This window comes from Roseateles rivi (genome assembly GCF_043555845.1).
Classification (GTDB): domain Bacteria; phylum Pseudomonadota; class Gammaproteobacteria; order Burkholderiales; family Burkholderiaceae_C; genus Roseateles; species Roseateles rivi.
Genome location: NZ_JBIGHZ010000003.1, coordinates 495,987 through 513,892 on the forward strand (window position 1 = coordinate 495,987; position 17,906 = coordinate 513,892).

The window sequence follows — 17,906 nt, forward strand, 5'->3', positions numbered from 1 at the left end:
AAGGCTTTTGCTTCATGAAGAAAACTCTGCTGGCCGCCTGCGCAGCGGCAATCGTTGCAGTGGCGCTGCCCGTGAGCGCCCAAAACATCACCATCGTCAACGGTAAGGCCGTGCCCAAGGCGCGCGCAGACTTGCTGTTGGACCAGATTGCCAAGAGCGGCCAACCCAAGTCCCCAGAGCTCGAATCCCGCGTCAAGGACGAAGTGGTTCTGCGTGAAATCTTCATGCAAGAAGCAGAGCGTCGTGGCATCCCCGCCTCCGCCGACTACAAGGCTCAGATGGAACTGGCACGCCAGAGCATCCTGATCCGCGAGCTGTTCACGGGCTATGCCAAGACCAACCCGGTGACCGACGCTGAAGCCAAGGCCGAGTACGAGAAGTTCAAGGCTGAAGCACAAACTCAGGGCAAGAGCACCGAATACCGTGCCCGCCACATCCTGGTGGACAAGGAAGACGAAGCCAAGGCGCTGATTGCCCAAATCAAGGGCGGCGCCAAGTTCGACGAACTGGCCAGCAAGAACTCCAAGGACACCGGCTCGGCCGCCAACGGCGGTGATCTGGGCTGGTCTGCGCCTGACGCCTACGTCAAGGAATTCAGCGAAGCCATGCTGGCGCTCAAGCCTGGCCAGACCACCGATGCACCGGTGAAGTCGCAGTTCGGCTTCCACATCATCCGTCTGGAAGAAACGCGTGCTGCACAGTTCCCGGCCTTTGACGACGTCAAGGACCAGATCAAGCAGCGCCTGTCTCAGGAAAAATTGGCCAAGTACCAAGAAGACCTGAAGAAAAAAGCCAAGACTGACTACAAGTTCAGCAACTGATTGTTTGTGAGCCTCGCGCTCCGCAAACGCCAAACGCCCGCCGTGCAGCAACCCTGCCCGAGCGGGCGTTGTACTTGATTCGCCATGCCCGCCTCGCGCCTCGCCCGACGACTGCTGCCCTCTCCTGAAACACTGGAGCGCACCCGAGGCTTGGGCTGGCTGGGCCGCTATCTGCGCCAACGCCCCTGGCTGTGGGTGGCCCACAGACGCCGCGTGGCGCTGGGTGCTGCACTGGGGCTGGCCGTAGGCGTGATTCCGCTGCCCACCCAAATGTTTTTTGCAGCGCTGCTGGCCATCCCGTTTCGCGCCAATGTGGCTGCGGCTGTGGCCGCCACATGGCTGACCAACCCCTTCACGCTGGTGCCCATTTGGGGGCTGGCCATCTTTCTAGGCCGTGCCGTGCTGGGCCACGACGGTGCCGTGGCAGCACCCGCCAGCTTGAGCTTGCAGTGGAGTGAGCCTCTGAGCTGGTGGTCCACCCTCACGCAATGGCTTGCAGACCTCGGCCCGCCGCTGCTGGTGGGCCTGCCGCTGGCCGGCGTGGTGCTGGGCACCCTGACCTATGTCGCGGTGTACATCGGCTGGTGGGCCGTGATCCGGCTGGAACGCCGTCGCCGCCTAAGGCTGCGCGCGCAGCGCAGCGCCTGAGCGGTGCTCAGGCCGCCTCGCTGCTGACCAGCCGTCCCGCAGCCAGCCGCAGCTGGCGCCCGCAACGTGCGGCCACACCGTCGTCGTGCGTGACCAGCACCAGGGTGGTGCCGTGTTCGCGGTTGAGCTCAAACATCAAGTCCATCACCTGCGCGCCGGTGGCCGCATCCAGGCTGCCTGTAGGCTCATCGGCCAAGAGCAGCGTGGGGCGCATGACAAAGGCCCGCGCCAGGGCCACGCGCTGCTGCTCCCCGCCCGACAGCAGTCGGGGGCGGTGGTTGAGCCGCTGGCCCAGGCCCACGCGTTGCAACATGTGCCGCGCAGCCTCTTGCGCCTGCGGCTGACCACTGAGCTCCAGCGGCAGCAGCACGTTCTCCAGCGCCGTTAAATGCGCCAGGAGCTGAAAGCTCTGAAACACAAAGCCCACATGGGCACCGCGCAGGGCGGCACGGCCGTCTTCATCCAGGGCATAGAGGTTTTGCCCCAGCAAGCGCACCTGGCCGCTGCTGGGCACGTCCAGGCCCGCCAGCAGCGACAGCAAAGTGCTTTTGCCCGAGCCCGAGGCACCCACAATGGCCACCGATTCACCCGCGCACAGCGTGAAGCTGAGCTCATGCAGAATCGTCAGCTCCCCGGCTGCGTCCTGTACTGCCTTGTGCAGGCGATCGACTTCAAGAATGGTGTCAGACATGCAAACCAAGCCCACGGGCAGACGTCAATGGATGCGCGACTGTAGCGCCTGGCTGGTGGCCTTGTCGGCCAGCGGTCTTTGGCTGCCTGCGGCCCAGGCCAAAGAGCGCAACGCCGCCAAGTCCAGTGCGCCCAGCATTGTGGTGCTGGGCGACAGCCTCTCGGCCGAATACGGCCTGCCCAGGGGCAGCGGCTGGGTGCAGCTCTTGCAGCAGCGGCTGCAGGGCCGCTTGCCAAACGCACGCGTGATCAATGCCAGCATCAGTGGCGACACCACCTCGGGCGGCCGCTCGCGCCTGCCTGAGGTGATGCGCCAGCACCGCCCCACGCACTTGGTGATCGAGCTCGGCGGCAACGACGCGCTGCGCGGCCTGCCAATGACCATGACCACCGACAACCTTCGCGCCATGGTGCGCGAGGGCAAGGCCGCTGGCGCGCGGGTGCTGCTGGTGGGCATGCAAATGCCGCCCAACTACGGGGCGCGCTACGCCCGCGAGTTTGCCGAGGCTTTCAGCACCGTGGCGCGTGAGGAGCAGGTGGCCCTGCTGCCCTTCTTGCTGGCAGGCGTGGCGGACCGGCCCGACGCGCTGCAGTGGTTCCAGCCCGACCGCATCCACCCCGCAGCCAAGGCCCAACCCGTCATGATGGACAACGTCTGGCGCGCGCTGCAGCCCCTGCTCTAGCGTATGGGCACGCCCTGATTGCGCTCGCGCGCGTCACCACGGCGCTCGTCGCGCTCCGGCGGTGCTTCACGGCGCGGCACATTCATGCCGGGGGAGCTTTCGGCGGCACGGCTCGGTTCGCGCCGAGGCTGCTGCACCTCCGGGCGAGACTCCGGACGGACCTCACGCCGCGGCACGCCGTCCATGCCCGACTCGCGGCGCAGCTGCGTGTCGCCCCGGGGTGATTCGCCGCGGTAGATGCGCGGCTCGATCTCGCTCTCCACGCGCTGTTCGCGGCGCGGCTCCATGCGGGGCTCCGGGCGCGGCTCCACGCGCGCAGGCAGCCCAGGCTCCGGCGAGGTCTCCATGCGCGTCTGGCGTTCACGCAAGGGCTCGTTGCGCCAGCCCCGCTCGCGAGGGGCTTCCGCGGCGGGCCCATCACGCATGGACGCGTCGCGCACCGGCTCTACGCGCCATGGCAAGCCCGGGCTGGGCACCGCAGCGGCATCGCTCGGAACACCGCCTGAGGCCATGCCACCCCCTTGGGCCGGCAGCCCGCCGCCCATGCGCACCGGAACGTCCGAGCCCCCGCGCGGCGGCACGGGCACTGGCGCGTTTGGCTGACCGATGGGGCCACCAACAGGACGCTGCACGGTGACAGGATCAAAGACAAAACGGCGACCGTACTCGGGGCTGTGACGGTAGTGAGGACGAAACTCGTCACGCGGCGTCAGCGGTGCCCAACCCCTCACGGGCGGAGGGCGATGACGCCCCAGATTCAAGTTGACTTGCACCCCCACCCCACCCCAAGTCACCAGGGCGGGAGCGTAGGCGGGGCGCGCCACCCAGCTGCCCGGCACCCAGCACCAGCGCACACCCCAACGCACCCAGCGTCCGTAGTGAAACGGCGCAAAGCCCCAGGGCGCCTCGTCCACCCATGTCCAACCCCAATGGCGGCTCCACACCCAGCGGCCATGGCTGTAGGGTGCCCAATCGACCGCCACATGGCGCGGCATCCACACCATGCCCCACTCGCTGTGACGCGACCAGTCGCCCCAACGATCGAGCTCGTCAGCGCCCGTCATCTCGGGTGAGACATAGGCGGTTGCGACCGCCTCGCCCATGCGCTGGCTTTCAGCCAGCAGCCAGCGCGCAAATTCATCGCGCTGCAGCGATTCACGCTGGGCACGTGGGCCATTGGCTTCGCGCCAAAACTCGCCTTGCTCGTTGTTGCGCAGCAGCACGGCGGTGGCTTCACCGGGCGCGAGATCGCGTGCCTCAAAGCGCATGCGCCCGCTCCAGACCTGAGCGGTGGTGGCACGCGCTTGCTGCTGCAAGCGAAACAACCCCTCGCGCTCGAAGCGGCTGCTGCCTTCTTCGGTGAGCACCTGCCATTCGTCCAGCGCGTCGCGCTGCCGCAGGCGCAGCCCCAGGCCACCGCGCTGCAGCTGCAGCTGAGCTTGCCGGTCGTCGAGCTGGCGGAATTCCAGTTCGGTATCGCCATCCAGCCACAGCGTGGTCGAGCCGACTTGTAGCCGCAGCCGTGACGAGGACTCGGTGCGCAGCCGGTCGCCTTCGGCCACGGTTTGGTTGCGCAGCAGTTGCACCCATTCGCGGGTTTCGTGGTCCAGCCACCAAGCCGTGCCTTGGATTTGTGCCACGCGCCCGGCGCGCGTGGGCGGGTCGGCCCAGGCCCAGCCCACCAGCATCAGGCTGGCCAAAAGTGCCAGCAGCAGCGCGCGCAGCAAGGTTTGGCGGCGACGCACCCGTGGCTGGTCCTTTGGCTCGAACAAAGCGCCGGGGTTTGTGGTGCAAAGAGTGCAGGCCATGGCAGTGCTACGGAAGGTGCGGACTGTGCCTGAACGCCGCAGCCCCCACTTTGGTGCACACGCCGAGCGCCAGCCGCTGTGTAAAGCTGCTGGCGCAGTGCCCTCAGGACTCCAGGCCCAGCTCTTGGATTTTGCGCGTGATGGTGTTGCGCCCAATGCCCAGCTTCTGCGCGGCCTCGATGCGCCGGCCACGGGTGTGTGCCAGCGCCGTGCGGATGAGCTCGGCCTCGCAGCGGCGAATCAGCTCGTCCCACACATGGGGATCTTGCGCCTGCAGCCTTTGCTGCGCGTCCTGCGCGAACAGTGCCAGCCATTCGGGAGCAGCCGCAGCGGGCGAACTGGCTGCTGCAGGGTCTGAGCCCGGGTTGGCTGCGGCAAGGCCGGGCGCGGGGGCTTGCAGCTCGGGCGGCAAATCCTGCGCACGCACCCATTGGCTGGGCGCCATGACGCTGAGCCAGCGGCAGATGTTTTCCAGCTGGCGCACATTGCCGGGGAATGGGAAGTCCTGCAGGCGCTGCAAGGCGTCCTCACCCAGGCGCTTGGGCTCCACGCCCAGCTCCTTGGCACTGGCAGCCAAGAAATGGCGCGCCAGCACGGCAATGTCGTCCCGGCGCTCGCGCAGCGGCGGCAGGCGCAGGCGTATGACATTGAGGCGGTGCAGCAAGTCCTCGCGAAAGCGCCCCTCCAGCACCAGGGCTTCGAGGTTTTGGTGGGTGGCGGCAATCACCCGCACCTGGGCCTTGATGGGGTGCTGGCCGCCCACGCGGTAGAACTGCCCGTCAGAGAGCACACGCAGCAGCCGGGTTTGCAGCTCCAGCGGCATGTCGCCGATTTCGTCCAGAAACAGCGTGCCCCCCTGCGCCTGCTCAAAGCGCCCGTGGCGGCTGGCCTGGGCGCCGGTGAAGGCGCCGCGCTCATGCCCGAACAGCTCGCTCTCGAGCAGATCACGCGGAATGGCCGCCGTGTTGATGGCCACAAAAGGCCCTTGGGCCACGGGGCTGTGCTTGTGCAGCGCGCGGGCCACCAGCTCCTTGCCCGTGCCGGACTCGCCGGTGATGAGCACCGTGACATGGCTTTGCGAGAGCCGCCCGATGGCGCGAAACACCTCTTGCATGGCGCTGGAGTGACCCAGCATCTCGGGCGGCTGTGCGGCAGCCGGGGCTTGCGCCTGCTCGCGCTCGCGCTCCTGCCAGGCACGGCGGATGAGGGCCACGGCGTGCGGCAAATCAAAGGGCTTGGGCAGGTATTCAAAGGCGCCGCCCTGGAAGGCCGCCACGGCGCTATCCAGGTCGGTGTAGGCGGTCATGATGATGACGGGCAGCTGCGGCAGGCGCTCGCGCAGCTGAGCCAGCAGCGTGAGGCCGGAGCTGCCGGGCATGCGGATGTCTGAGACCAGCACCTGCGGGCTGTCGTCCTGCAGCGCCGACAACACCTCGCTGGGGCTGGCAAAGCAGCGCACCGGCAGGCCGTCGCGGGCCAGCGCTTTTTCAAGCACGAAACGAATGGATTGATCGTCATCGACGACCCAGATCGATTTCATCGCTCCCTCTCCCCTGCGCTGTCTTCTTCCAGCGGCAATGTGATGCGAAACACCGTGCGCCCGGGCTGGCTCTCGAAGTCGAGCAAGCCGTTGTGCTGTTGGACAAAGGTCTGGGCCAAGGTCAGCCCCAGACCGGTGCCCCCGTCGCGCCCCGAGACCAGCGGCAGGAACACGCGCTCTTGCAGCTCTTGCGGCACGCCCGGTCCGTTGTCCTGCACCTGCAGCTCCAGCGCCAGGCGCCAGCGCCGCTTGCCCAGCGTGACCTGGCGCGCCACGCGCGTGCGCAGCGTGATGCAGGCGGACTGGTCCGCCATCTGCCCCACCAGGGCCTGCGCGGCGTTTTGCACCAGGTTGAGCAAGGCCTGAATCAGCTGTTCGCGGTCGCCGCGCAGCTCGGGCAAGGAGGTGTCGTAGTCGCGCTGGATGCTGAGGCCTCGCGGGTACTGCGCCAGCACCACGGCGCGCACGCGCTCGCACACCTCGTGAATGTTCACCGGCCCCAGCACCGGGGCATGGCGATGCGGCGCCAGCAGTCGGTCCACCAGCAATTGCAGGCGGTCAACCTCGTGCAGGATGACGCCGATGTAGTCGCGCAGCTCCGGGTTGAGCGCGGCGCTGCTGTGGCCGTCCAGATGCGGCGCCAGCTCCATCTCCATGAGCTGGGCCGCGCCGCGAATACCGCCCAGCGGGTTTTTGATTTCGTGCGCGAGGTTGCGCACCAGCTCTTTGTTGGAGCGCATTTGATCGAGGCTGCGCTCCTCGCGCTCCTGGCGCTGCTGCTGGGAGCTCAGCGCCATCTCCAGCAGCAGATCGGCGCTGCCATCGAGCTGGCTGAGCACCGCGTGCACGGGCTGGGGCTCCTGCCCGGCAGGCGCCAGCACGGCGTCAAAGCGGCGGCTGGCGTAGCTGTTGTCGAGCACCCCGCGCATGGCCTCGCGCAGGCGCTGGGGTTCTTGCAACCACTGCGCCACCTCGGCGTGGGCCAGGCTGCGTCGGGGGTGGCGCAGCAGCGCCTCCACAGCCGCATTCACCCACAGGCAGCGGCCTTGCGCATCGAGCACGATCAGCAAGGTGCTCAGCGCATCCAATGCGGGCGCGGGCGTCACAGGGCGCCCTCCACGACCGAGCCTCGGCCAGCTGCGCTTAAGACGGCAGCTTCGAGAGCTCGCGCTTGAGCGCCTGGATATCGCTTTCCTGGCGCTGGATGCTGGACTTGAGCTCTGCAGCGCGGTCCAGGTACTTCTGGTAGTTGCGCTCGTCGCCACGGCGCTCGGGCTGCCCGCCGTTGTATTCCTTGTTCAGCTGCGACAAGCGTTCCTCGGCGTCGCGCAGTTCCTGCTCCAGCACACGGCGGCGCTCGCCGTCGCGGCTGCGCTGCTTGTCCGGGTCGACCTTGTTGTCGGGCGAGGATGCTGCAGGGCTGGTCGTCGAAGACGTGGCAGCGCGCGGCTTGACCGGAGGCAGCACCGTGATGGGCGTGCCTTCGATCGTGGTGCAACCCTTGTCCTTGGCCTCTTTGGCACTGAGTGCGTCGGTGTAGAGCACGGGCGAGCCCGGGCAGCGGTACACCACGCCTTGAGCGTGAGCCGCCATCTGGCCCAGGGCCAAACCGGTCAGGAGCAATACAGCAGTGCGAGGGGACAAAAGCTTGTGCATGGATAGGCGCGCGCGCAATGCAAAGATCAACCCCCATTGTGGCGCAAGTGCTCGGTAAGGCCAGACGCCCAAAAAAAGGGGATGGCCGCAGCCATCCCCTCTCTTGCACGAACAGGGGGCGATGTGCGGCGAAAGAGCTTGCCAGCCGCACCCGCGCCCCCAGGCCCATCACAGCGCGTAGTACATGTCGAACTCGACCGGATGGGTGGCCATGCGAAAGCGCGTGACCTCTTGCATCTTGAGCTCGATGTAGGCGTCCAGATAGGCGTCGGTGAACACACCCCCCTTGGTCAGGAAGGCGCGGTCCTTGTCCAGATACTCCAGCGCCTGGTCCAGGCTGTGGCAGACGGTCGGGATCTTTGCGTCTTCCTCGGGCGGCAGGTGGTAGAGGTCCTTCGTGGCAGCTTCGCCCGGATGGATCTTGTTCTCCACGCCGTCCAGACCCGCCATCAGCAGCGCTGCGAAGCACAGATAGGGGTTGGCCGAAGGATCGGGGAAGCGTGCTTCCACGCGGCGGCCCTTGGGGTTGGCCACGTAGGGAATGCGGATCGAGGCCGAGCGGTTCTTGGCCGAATACGCCAGCTTCACCGGGGCTTCAAAGCCTGGCACCAGGCGCTTGTAGCTGTTGGTGCCGGGGTTGGTGATGGCATTCAGGGCACGGGCGTGCTTGATGATGCCGCCGATGTAGTACAGGGCGAAGTCAGACAGACCGGCATAGCCGTCACCGGCGAACAGGTTCTTGCCGTCCTTCCAGACCGACTGGTGCACGTGCATGCCGCTGCCGTTGTCGCCCACCAGGGGCTTGGGCATGAAGGTGGCCGTCTTGCCATAGGCGTGGGCGACGTTTTGGATGACGTACTTTTGCAGCTGCGTCCAGTCCGCACGCTGCACCAGCGAGCTGAACTTGGTGCCGATTTCCATCTGACCGGCGTTGGCCACTTCGTGGTGGTGCACTTCGACGGGGATGCCCAGCTGTTCCAGGATCAGGCACATCTCCGAGCGCAGGTCTTGACCGCTGTCCACGGGAGGCACGGGGAAGTAGCCGCCCTTGACGGTGGGGCGGTAGCCGCTGTTGCCGTGCTCGTATTCCTTCCCGGTGTTCCAGGCGGCTTCTTCAGACTCGATCTTGAAGAAAGAGCCGGACATGTCATTGCCCCAGCGCACCGAGTCAAAGATGAAGAACTCGGGCTCAGGACCGAAGTAGGCGGTGTCGCCTAGGCCGGAGGCCTTCAGATAGGCCTCGGCACGGCGTGCCAGGGAGCGGGGATCGCGCTCATAGGCCTTGCCGTCAGCGGGGTCGATGACGTCGCAGGTCAGGAACAGGGTCGACTCTTCAAAGAAGGGGTCGATGTTGGCGGTGTTGGGGTCGGGCATGAGCAGCATGTCCGAGGCCTCAATGCCCTTCCAGCCCGCGATGGACGAGCCATCAAACGCGTGGCCGGAGCTGAATTTATCTTCGTCAAAGGCCGAAACCGGCACGGTGACGTGCTGTTCCTTGCCGCGGGTATCGGTAAAGCGGAAGTCCACGAACTTGACTTCGTGCTCCTGCACCATGTTCATCACGTCAGCGACGGTCTTGGCCATCAATCACTCCTCAGAAAAACAGGTTTTGGGTTGTTGGTCCGCGCCACCACGGCCGGCGCACAAACCATCCATAGCAGTTTACGTGCCAGCGCCATGGCCCCTTGCATGGGCGCTCGCCCTCCTGGCAGATGCACCCGGAAGCGCCTGGGCGGCGATCAGCGCGCACCATCTCGGAGCACAGTCTTGCGAGTATGCACCCATTTGGTGCCGAGGCCACCCGCTCAGGGCTGGATCAGCGGTGGCAGTTCTGGGTTGGGTAGGACCTTGTCTGCACCTTCTGGTGCGGGCACGGGCGCGCGTCGACGCAGCTCATCCAATGCCGCCAAGGCATAGTGGGCAAACCACAGGGCGCTGAAAGCAAACACCAAGGTGTAGAGCCACATGGACACCAGCACCAACAGCGGCGCCATGGCGATGACCAGCGCGCCAAACGCCCAGATGGCTGCCGGCGCCGCACCCAGGTAGCCGCTGGCCACGCCCAGCATCATCAGCGGCAGGCGGTGCTCTTGCAGCAGTTGCTGGCGCTCTTGCGCCGTGGCGTACTCGGCCAGCACATCAAAGGTGAAGACCCGATAGCTCAACCAGCCCCAAATCAGCGGCGGCAAGAGCAGCACCAGCGGGGGCAGCAACCAAAAAGGCATGCTCAGCAACAGTGCCAGCGCGGCCAAGAGGGTATGGCCCAGCGACCAGAACAAGCCCTTGATAAACCCCGCCCCGTGCTTGCGCTCCAGCTGCGGGAAACGGCGCCGCGCCACCAAGTCGGCCAGCGCGGGCGTCATCATCATGGCCACCAGCAGCAGGCTCAAAAGCACCAGCGCGGGCACAGCCATCGCCAGCACCAGCAAGGGTGCCAGCACGCTGCGAAAGCCGCTCGCGCCCATGCTCTCGAGCCAGGCCAAGGCGCTGCCCACCAGCAGCCAAGATTCCAAACCCCCGCGCACAGCCGCTACAGCGGGCTCCCAAAAAAAGTACGCCGTGCCGCCCGCCAGCACCACCCCCAGCAACAGGGGCAGCAGGGACAGGGCAATCACACGTGGATGCAGGCAATACGCCGCTGCGCGCCAAAAGGCGTCGACCACCGAGCCCATGGTGTTGATCATGTTGAACCTCCCTCAATCGGACGAGCATATATCCCCAGCATGCGCGGGAGCTCCCCCCTTACCCAGCTGCGCCTAATGGCCCAGCAGGCGCTTGACACCCAGCCACTGTTGCGCCCAGAAGCCGCGCCCGTAGTCCCGCCCACCTTCTTCAGGGAGCTGATCGCGGATGCCGGTGGGGTCGTAGCGAACCGAGAAGTCGGCGGTGCGAAACAGCAGGTCCCAGATTGGGAAGAGCACGGCAAAGTTGTGCCCGCCCAGCGTGCCCTTGCCATGGCTTTCATGCCCCACGCCGATGCTGTGGTGCAGGCGGTGAAAACAGGGGCTCACCAGCAGGCGGCTCAGGTAGGGACCAAAGCTCATGCGCAGGTTGGCGTGCTGCAAGTTCTCCATCAGCTGAGACAGCGCCGTGAGCAGCACGAACTGGCCCGGCCCCACACCCACGGTCAGGGCCACCACGGCCAGCACGGCGTCCACCAACACAGAGTCCAGCAGGTGGTTGCGGCTGTCGCTCCACATGGTCATCTGGCGCTGGCTGTGGTGCAGCGCGTGCAGCGCCCACCACCAGTTGAACTGGTGCTGCGCGCGGTGCAGCAGGTACAGCACCAAGTCAAACAACACCAGGTAGAGCACAAAGCTGACCCAGGGCAAGTCACTCACACCGGGCCACAGCGCGTCGAGCTGCACGCCCGACCAGCCCCATAGACTGAGCCGGGCACCGAGCGCATCCACCAGTGGCGCCAAGGTAAAGAACATGGCCAGGCGAAACAGGCCCAGGCGGTGGATCAAGGTGTAGATCACATCCACCGCGATGGCGCCGCGGTCGCGCACAGCCTCCACAGGCCGCCAACGCTGCAACTGCCCGATCACCAGCAGCAGCACCAGCAGCTCCAACAGCCCCACCATCAGCCAACCGGTGGCGGCATAGGCGTCTTCCAGCAAGTTGCCAAAGCCCAGCCCAAACACCACGGGTTGCACTACAGCCTCGAACAAGGCTTGCTGCCATTCATCCAGCTGCTCCAGCCAGGCACTCCACATGCGCGCTTACTCCTTGGATACCGTTGTGGCAGTTCGCAGCGGCTGTTGCATCCAGGCCGCGTAATCAGGGTGCTCGCGCAGCGGCGCGAAACAAAAACCCTGGGCCTTGAGCCCCACGATCAGTGGCTCCAAGACCTCGGGCGCCCAGGCGGGTTGGCGTGACCAGATGCCCAGGTGCGCCATGAGGATGTCGCCGCTGCGAATGCGCTTGAGGCTGCGCTGCAGCAGCTGGGCGTTGCTGGCGCGTGCGGTGGGCAGCTCGTCGCCCAAAAAGCCAGCGTCGCTCCAGCCCACGTGCTTGAAGCCGCAGGCCTGGGCCGCGGCCAACAATGCAGGCGAGGTGCGCCCGGCCGGTGCGCGAAAGATGGGCGCCATGGGCCGCCCCGTCATTTGCTCAAAACGCTTGGCCGGTGCGCGCAGGGCCTCGCAATAGGCTTGTGCACTCAGAGTGACGGTTTGCGGCGTTTGCTGACCCGCCGCGCGGCGCAGGCGAAAGCTGCCATCGGGCAAATCGGCCTGCCAGGCGTCGTGGTGCCAGGTGTGGCTGCCAAAGTCATGTCCTTCGGCAGCGCGGGCGCGCCACCAGGCGGCCCAGTGCTCATCCAAGCTGCTGCCACCGTCTTGCGTGGGCTCGCTGGCGAGGAAAAACGTCGCCCGCACTTGCTGGCGTTTGAGCACATCCGCCACCAGCGGCGCCACGCCCATATGGCCGGTGTCCAAGGTCAGGTACAGGGGCTTGGCGCAGGCCAGAGGTTTTGCGGCCTGCGCGGGCAGCAAGGCACACACCGCGGCCAGTGCCAGCAGAGGAAGCCTCAGGCGCTCAAAGGCGAGGCACATGGTCCAGTGTCCAAACGCCGTGGGGCGATTTGCCGACCTTGACCTGGCGCACCACCTTCTTGGTGCTCAGGTCAATCTGCGTGAGCTTGCGAGCCCAGCGCGAGGTGTAGACCAGGGTGCGGCCATCAGGCAGCAGCTCCATATCGTCAGGCCCGCCGGGCGCCACGATGGTGTCCACGACCTTGAGCGCGCGGTGGTCAATCTTCGAGATGGTGTTGGCCGCACGGTTGCTCACCAACACATGCTGCTTGTCGCCCATGGAGCGAAAGGAGTGCGCGCTGTTGCCCGTGGGAATGCGCTTGGCGCGGTTGGGCGTGGCGCCACTCACGTCCAGCACCTCCACAGCGTCACTGCCCGTCAGCGCCACCAGCAGGGTTTTGTCGTCGGGGGTGAGGTAGATATCCGCCGGCAGACTGCCGACCGAGACCTTCCAACGCACGCTCAAAGTCGCCAAATCGATGGCCATGACCTCATCGCTCTCTTGCAGGCTCACGTACACCACCGAAGAGCGGGTGTCGATGGCAATGTGGCTGGGAGTTTTGGGCGCACTGAAGCGCTTGACCAACTTCAGGGGCTGGGCTTCGTTCTCAGGCTGCCAGCGGTAGATGTCCACATGATCGAGCCGGTTGGCAGCCGTCACAAACCACTTCATGTCTGGCGAAAAGCGCAGGTGGTAGGGATCGATGATGCCGTTGAGGGTGCGCTGCACTTGCGCGCTCACCGGGTCAATAAAGGTCAGCGAGTCTCCCATGGCGTTGGCCACGATCATGGACTTGCGATCCGGCGTGAGGTAGATGTGGTGTGGCTCTTTGCCCGTGGCGATGCGCTTGGTCTCGGTGAGGCTGACTGGGTCGATCACGCTGACATCCGCGCTGAGCGAATTGAGCACAAATATCGGGTGCCCAGTGGCCTGTGCCGCATTGGCAACAAAGCCCAAAAACAAACCGCACAACAAGCGTGCCAGCACGTGCCACGCATTCTTCCGTGTCATATAACTCTTTCCACTCCATGAGCTGCAAGCTGCGTGCCTGCCTCGGTCCAGTGTAGTTTCCGGGGCCCAGGCCCTAAGCGCCTCAGCTCGCCAGACAACATCCGCACCCCTGTAAGCAGGGGGACGCCCACCACGAACCCAGCACCTTAGCGGGCCAGGCGGAGTCAGCGTTTGCGCTGGACCAAAGCAGAGACATCGGCGTAGATGCGCCCCACCAAATCTGACCAACGGAAGTAGTCGGCACGCGCCGTACAGGCTTTACGCGAGGCGGCCTCGTCTGCAGCCACTTCCTGCAGCACATCACCCATGGCTTGGGCCAAGCGTTGTGCCACCTCAGGCACAGAACCCTCGGCGCTCACCGCGCGGCCTACCGTGTCGTTGACGATGACACCAGGCCCCCCCAAATCCAGGCAGACCACAGGCAACCCGCACTGCAGGGCCTCCAAGACCACAAAGCCGCCCGAATCACGGTAGGCCGGGCACAGCAACAGCCTGTGCTGGGCGTAGACGGCATCCAGGTCCTCGCGTGCCATCCAGTTCAGCCACTGAACGGCATCCGCCACGCCCAAGGCTGCAGCCTGTTGCTTCCAGCGCTGCAACTCAGGCCCCTCGCTGACGACGGTCAGCGTCAAATCAGGCAGGCGCGAACGCGCCAGCGCAAAGGCTTGCAAGCCCAGATCCATGCCTTTGATGCCGACCGCCCGCCCCACAAACAAGGCATCGCGCTGCTTGGGTATCTGCGCCACAGGCCGCGCCTCACAAGCCCCGATGGCCAGCGAGACCTTGGTCTTGCTGCGGTGCGCAGGCGGCACCAGCGGCAAGTGCGCCGGAGAGGTCACGTAAATCGACTCGGCCCGCGCAAAAGTCAGGCGCAGCAGCGGGTCAAAGCGCACCAGCTGGTTGACCACATCACGAACGCGCTCCCCCAACCTCTGCAAGGGCGACAGCGTTTGCTTGAGCCCCGCCGGTGTGCAATCGGCGCCAGCGACAGGCCCAAACACAAAGGGAATCCCCAGGCGCCACATCAAACTCGGCTGCCGAAAGCTCACCCAAGTCACATGGTGAACCACATCAAACTGCTCCGCGCCATGGACTGCACGCGCCGCCGACAGCGCGGCCATTTGCCAAAAGTAGTAGTAAATATGGTTGCGTCGATTGAATTTCGACAAAATACGATGCAACCAATCAATATCCACGTAGCAAAATTTAACCTCACGCTCAAGAGTATTCTTGGCCAAGTATTTTTCAATCGACTCTTGATGGGATCGGCGCGTCAAAATCGTCACTTCATGCCCGAGAGCAGAAAGCTCCACACCCCAGCGCCAGCCCACCTCCTCATCGGAACCAAAACTCGGATCGCAAGCAAATGCCGAAATCAAAACTTTCATGAGCACTATCGAGCCGTGTATTGCAAAGAAATGATTGAGTGCGGCGGAACGCAAACATGACCCGCACGCTTCACCGGCGCACCTGAAAACCTCTTGACGCGGAATCTATTTTTGTCACCATCCACATGATCCGTGCCTTTTTCATCCGCCTCAAAATACCGCACCGTCTGGGCCTCATCCTGAAACTTATCGGAAGAAATTTTGTATTTCACCCAATATCCTGAAGATGAACGATTGACGGACACCACCGACATGCGCCGCGCGCCCTCTTCCAGCATGGCCACAGTCTTTATTGAATAGCCGCCACCATAGTCGCCGCCACGCAATTCTGCCGGCTGAACCTGCACCAAATGGTCGAAATATGACTCTCTTAGCAAGCGCAAACCCCAATAGGTGGGGCTAGGGTAAAGCTCGTCGCGGCGTTCATCCCATTTGATCAACTGCCAAGGCCCTTTCGCGCCCAAGGCGTGCCAAACCGCAACATCAACATTCTTGTTGCGCATCATGCTCATGGTGAAGTCCACAGCAGACAAAGCGCCTTGAGAGCCAGAAGCCTGATGCCAGTTATCTTCCCAGCGTCCAATTTTTGGAATTGACGGCCAGCGCCCGTGCTCAGTTACATAAACCTTATGGTCAGCATTGTGCCTTCTATAAACCTGAGAGAGCCTATTGATGAAAGGCTCCAACTCATTGATAGGCAGCCCATCATAATAGGGGTGAATTGATACACCGTCAGACTGCGCCCCTAAGGATTTGGCCACAGCCTGATCAAAACTATCACCCAGAGCATCTGTCGCCTTCTCAGGAGAATCCCAAGGCGATGTTTTACCCATCACAACCATTTTTCCCCTTGGATCAACCTCCTTCATGCGGCGCAACAAAGTAGACGCAGCTGTCGCATATTTACTCGCAGACCACTTCAAGTCACCCCAATCCAACTCATTCCCAAGCTCGTAAGTATTTATTCGGCAATAACTGTTTGTTTTGCAAATTTCAGGACCTTTTCCTAAAATCCACTTTGCATAGTCCACATTCTCCGCAACAAAGTCACTCTTACTCTCCTTTCTTGCGCTGCCAGCTTGAGCATCCAGCATTCTCAGCATCCACAGCGGCTGCCCACCCACCAATTCCATCAGCTTGAGAAATTCCTCTGGCCCCAACTGAGGCATAACCGATCCGTCCGGCACATACAAGTCAAAAACTTCCCGCCGCTTAGATTGTGGGCCAACCGCCTTCCTCCACTCGAAGGTATTCGTTCCAGCAGGGTATCTATAAATAGCACCCTTAAAGGGCATCATCCAGGCAATAAACTCCTTCCTGAACTCGCCATCTCTCATGTATGCCACCTGCGCGTCATACCAAGGCAAATCAAAACCGAACAGCGTTTTTGGCACATTCTTTCGGAGCAAATTCTCGGGAGCAACAGCAAGCTCAACCTTCGAATCGGTCCCGTAACAAGACTGCGCCCTCGCATTCCAAGCAAGCAACAGCAAAACCACAATAAAAGAAATTGATCTCACTTCGCCACACCTCGCTCACTGCACTTCAACGCCAAGCCAATACAAATCGCCGGAAAGAAAAATAGTCGCGGGTCCTGAAACGCTGGTGAGGTGAGCGAATTCAACAAATTGAAAACCACGCCTGAAAATGCCAACGCCCAAAGGGCGGAAGCTCTAACATCACTCTCCGCCCTGAACTTTCCGGCCGCATAAAACCCAAGGAGCAAATAATGAATAAGCAAGGCACAAAACCCAAACCAACCAGCCTCAGCGATTGAGTTGTGCCAATAAATATCCATGATGTAATTCTCACCCGCCGCAAACCACCAAAATGAGTTGAAGCCCAACTCATAATACATAGACATATCGAAATTAAAAGAGCCAGCCCCCCCATATGTCCCAAGACCACTACCAAGCGGCCAGTATTTATTCGCAATGTATATAGCACCGTCATACAACTGAGCGCGCGGGTGCTCAATTTGACCTGACGCCGACGCCCCCCACATCAACGCCTCCTCTGCAAATGATTCCTTATACACGAAATATGCAACCGACGACACGATCCCAACCACCAACACGATCATGAACATCTGCCCGAGTGAACGCCCCTTACTCCCGACCAGCGCAATACAAAACGCAGCAAACAGGTAGGAAATCAATTCACCACGCCCACCCCCGCCAAGCATAATTATGAAATACAAAACCGCAAACACCACCGCCTGGCTTTTCCGGTCTGGATCACTCCTGGCCACCGCAAAACAGTACAGAGACATCAATGCACCAAACGTAGAAGCAAAGCTCGGGTGCTCAAAAATCCCCATCCCCCGCGATGGAAAGATACCAAAATACTCTACCGGAGGCACGCCAGGGAATTTAAAAACTTTCGAGTACAAATTTGGCGCACCCCACTGAAACACCATCAACAACAGCATGGGCAGCCAAAGTGTTTTCACAACCCTCCAAACCAATCCCTCAGATCCCTTCATTTCAGCAACTGCAAATCCAACCAAAATAATCAACACTGGCTTCACATTTGACAAGAATTGATACAAGCCAGCATCGTATTTTGAGCGCCCAGCGAACAGCGTGGAAATCAGCGTCAGCATCAAAAATACCGCAAGCGCCCCCATGGACCAGCGGAATGTTTGGGATTGCTGCAGCAGCCGCATCCCTGACCCCAAGCCGCCCACCGCAAATATCATCACATAAAACTGCCACTTATTGACAAGATTAACCCCTGTCACCTTAAATACAAGCGGCGCCAAAAAATACATCACCAACATCAAGCCAAGTCCGACTGAAAATACAGTATACCCAGCGAACCTTGCATACAAATACGACACCACCACACCCGCCAAGCCAACCCAAAAAACTGCAGCCAGGGTTCCCATCAAGGCGGTTGATGAGCCTATCAACAACAAAGAGAACAGTAAAAATACCACCAGCAGCGACTTACCAATCAAGCTGCGCCATGATATTTCACGCCAGGAAATACTCCGCAGAGAAAAACCTCTCGGCAAGCTGATTGAACCCACCCCAGTCGCCAATTTTCTGAATATTTTCACAAGTCTTCTCTCGTTATTTCCCTGGAACATTTCTTGAAATGCCTTTCCAGAAGACAAAAGG

Annotated in this window: 16 protein-coding genes; 3 read left to right on the forward strand and 13 right to left on the reverse strand. The window is 62.6% G+C overall.

Annotation, left to right across the window (positions count from 1 at the left end; translation table 11 throughout):
* Positions 1–14: 14 nt before the first annotated feature.
* Positions 15–821: a peptidylprolyl isomerase gene (locus ACG0Z6_RS09580; protein ID WP_394460763.1), complete on the forward strand. Its 807-nt coding sequence runs from the start codon at positions 15–17 to the stop codon at positions 819–821.
* A gap of 84 nt (positions 822–905) precedes the next feature.
* Complete coding sequence (locus tag ACG0Z6_RS09585) at positions 906–1,469, forward strand: DUF2062 domain-containing protein (protein ID WP_394460767.1); 564 nt, start codon at positions 906–908, stop codon at positions 1,467–1,469.
* Between the two features lie 7 nt (positions 1,470–1,476).
* Here ACG0Z6_RS09585 and ACG0Z6_RS09590 read toward each other — a convergent pair whose 3' ends face one another.
* Positions 1,477–2,160, reverse strand: a complete 684-nt coding sequence (locus ACG0Z6_RS09590) for an ABC transporter ATP-binding protein (RefSeq protein ID WP_394460768.1) — start codon at positions 2,158–2,160, stop codon at positions 1,477–1,479.
* Between ACG0Z6_RS09590 and ACG0Z6_RS09595 the strand changes: the two genes are divergently transcribed.
* A complete protein-coding gene (locus ACG0Z6_RS09595) occupies positions 2,159–2,842 on the forward strand; it encodes an arylesterase (protein WP_394460770.1) in 684 nt (227 codons plus the stop codon). The two genes, ACG0Z6_RS09590 and ACG0Z6_RS09595, sit on opposite strands and share 2 nt — an antisense overlap.
* Here the strand turns inward: ACG0Z6_RS09595 and ACG0Z6_RS09600 are convergent.
* The 12 genes from ACG0Z6_RS09600 to ACG0Z6_RS09655 all read right to left on the reverse strand — a co-directional run bounded on the left by ACG0Z6_RS09600 (position 2,839) and on the right by ACG0Z6_RS09655 (position 17,902).
* Positions 2,839–4,587, reverse strand: a complete 1,749-nt coding sequence (locus ACG0Z6_RS09600) for a DUF6600 domain-containing protein (protein WP_394460771.1) — start codon at positions 4,585–4,587, stop codon at positions 2,839–2,841. The genes ACG0Z6_RS09595 and ACG0Z6_RS09600 overlap by 4 nt on opposite strands.
* 166 nt (positions 4,588–4,753) lie before the next feature.
* On the reverse strand, positions 4,754–6,190 hold the full coding sequence (gene ntrC, locus ACG0Z6_RS09605) for a nitrogen regulation protein NR(I) (protein WP_394460772.1): 1,437 nt from the start codon (positions 6,188–6,190) through the stop codon (positions 4,754–4,756).
* Entirely contained in the window at positions 6,187–7,296 is a 1,110-nt protein-coding gene (gene glnL, locus ACG0Z6_RS09610) for a nitrogen regulation protein NR(II) (protein ID WP_394460774.1), read from the reverse strand. Before glnL ends, ntrC begins: the two co-directional genes overlap by 4 nt.
* A 37-nt stretch (positions 7,297–7,333) precedes the next feature.
* Positions 7,334–7,834 carry a hypothetical protein gene (locus ACG0Z6_RS09615; protein ID WP_394460776.1) on the reverse strand — a complete coding sequence of 167 codons (501 nt, stop codon included), beginning with the start codon at positions 7,832–7,834 and terminating at the stop codon, positions 7,334–7,336.
* Between the two features lie 180 nt (positions 7,835–8,014).
* Positions 8,015–9,430 (reverse strand): type I glutamate--ammonia ligase, encoded by a 1,416-nt coding sequence (glnA, locus tag ACG0Z6_RS09620; protein ID WP_394460778.1) that lies wholly within the window; start codon positions 9,428–9,430, stop codon positions 8,015–8,017.
* 221 nt (positions 9,431–9,651) lie between these two features.
* Positions 9,652–10,530, reverse strand: a complete 879-nt coding sequence (locus ACG0Z6_RS09625) for an EI24 domain-containing protein (protein WP_394460779.1) — start codon at positions 10,528–10,530, stop codon at positions 9,652–9,654.
* Between the two features lie 72 nt (positions 10,531–10,602).
* Complete coding sequence (locus ACG0Z6_RS09630) at positions 10,603–11,565, reverse strand: sterol desaturase family protein (protein ID WP_394460781.1); 963 nt, start codon at positions 11,563–11,565, stop codon at positions 10,603–10,605.
* A gap of 6 nt (positions 11,566–11,571) precedes the next feature.
* A complete protein-coding gene (locus ACG0Z6_RS09635) occupies positions 11,572–12,402 on the reverse strand; it encodes a polysaccharide deacetylase family protein (protein WP_394460782.1) in 831 nt (276 codons plus the stop codon).
* Positions 12,386–13,393 carry a YncE family protein gene (locus tag ACG0Z6_RS09640; RefSeq protein WP_394460784.1) on the reverse strand — a complete coding sequence of 336 codons (1,008 nt, stop codon included), beginning with the start codon at positions 13,391–13,393 and terminating at the stop codon, positions 12,386–12,388. The genes ACG0Z6_RS09635 and ACG0Z6_RS09640 overlap by 17 nt, the downstream gene beginning before the upstream one ends.
* Positions 13,394–13,557: 164 nt before the next feature.
* A complete protein-coding gene (locus tag ACG0Z6_RS09645; RefSeq protein ID WP_394460786.1) occupies positions 13,558–14,781 on the reverse strand; it encodes a glycosyltransferase family 4 protein in 1,224 nt (407 codons plus the stop codon).
* 5 nt (positions 14,782–14,786) lie between these two features.
* Positions 14,787–16,301, reverse strand: coding sequence for a hypothetical protein (locus ACG0Z6_RS09650; protein WP_394460789.1), 1,515 nt, complete (start codon positions 16,299–16,301; stop codon positions 14,787–14,789).
* Positions 16,298–17,902, reverse strand: coding sequence for a hypothetical protein (locus tag ACG0Z6_RS09655; protein ID WP_394460791.1), 1,605 nt, complete (start codon positions 17,900–17,902; stop codon positions 16,298–16,300). The genes ACG0Z6_RS09650 and ACG0Z6_RS09655 overlap by 4 nt, the downstream gene beginning before the upstream one ends.
* Positions 17,903–17,906: the final 4 nt, after the last annotated feature.

What these genes read in the sequence shown, in the direction of transcription:
- ACG0Z6_RS09625 (WP_394460779.1), bottom strand. Translation starts at nt 10,530, where the DNA reads ATGATCAACACCATGGGCTCGGTGGTCGACGCCTTTTGGCGCGCAGCG.
- ACG0Z6_RS09645 (WP_394460786.1), bottom strand. Translation starts at nt 14,781, where the DNA reads ATGAAAGTTTTGATTTCGGCATTTGCTTGCGATCCGAGTTTTGGTTCC.
- ACG0Z6_RS09640 (WP_394460784.1), bottom strand. Translation starts at nt 13,393, where the DNA reads ATGACACGGAAGAATGCGTGGCACGTGCTGGCACGCTTGTTGTGCGGT.
- ACG0Z6_RS09635 (WP_394460782.1), bottom strand. Translation starts at nt 12,402, where the DNA reads ATGTGCCTCGCCTTTGAGCGCCTGAGGCTTCCTCTGCTGGCACTGGCC.
- ntrC (WP_394460772.1), bottom strand. Translation starts at nt 6,190, where the DNA reads ATGAAATCGATCTGGGTCGTCGATGACGATCAATCCATTCGTTTCGTG.
- ACG0Z6_RS09595 (WP_394460770.1), top strand. Translation starts at nt 2,159, where the DNA reads ATGCAAACCAAGCCCACGGGCAGACGTCAATGGATGCGCGACTGTAGC.
- glnA (WP_394460778.1), bottom strand. Translation starts at nt 9,430, where the DNA reads ATGGCCAAGACCGTCGCTGACGTGATGAACATGGTGCAGGAGCACGAA.
- ACG0Z6_RS09580 (WP_394460763.1), top strand. Translation starts at nt 15, where the DNA reads ATGAAGAAAACTCTGCTGGCCGCCTGCGCAGCGGCAATCGTTGCAGTG.
- ACG0Z6_RS09585 (WP_394460767.1), top strand. Translation starts at nt 906, where the DNA reads ATGCCCGCCTCGCGCCTCGCCCGACGACTGCTGCCCTCTCCTGAAACA.
- ACG0Z6_RS09630 (WP_394460781.1), bottom strand. Translation starts at nt 11,565, where the DNA reads ATGTGGAGTGCCTGGCTGGAGCAGCTGGATGAATGGCAGCAAGCCTTG.
- ACG0Z6_RS09590 (WP_394460768.1), bottom strand. Translation starts at nt 2,160, where the DNA reads ATGTCTGACACCATTCTTGAAGTCGATCGCCTGCACAAGGCAGTACAG.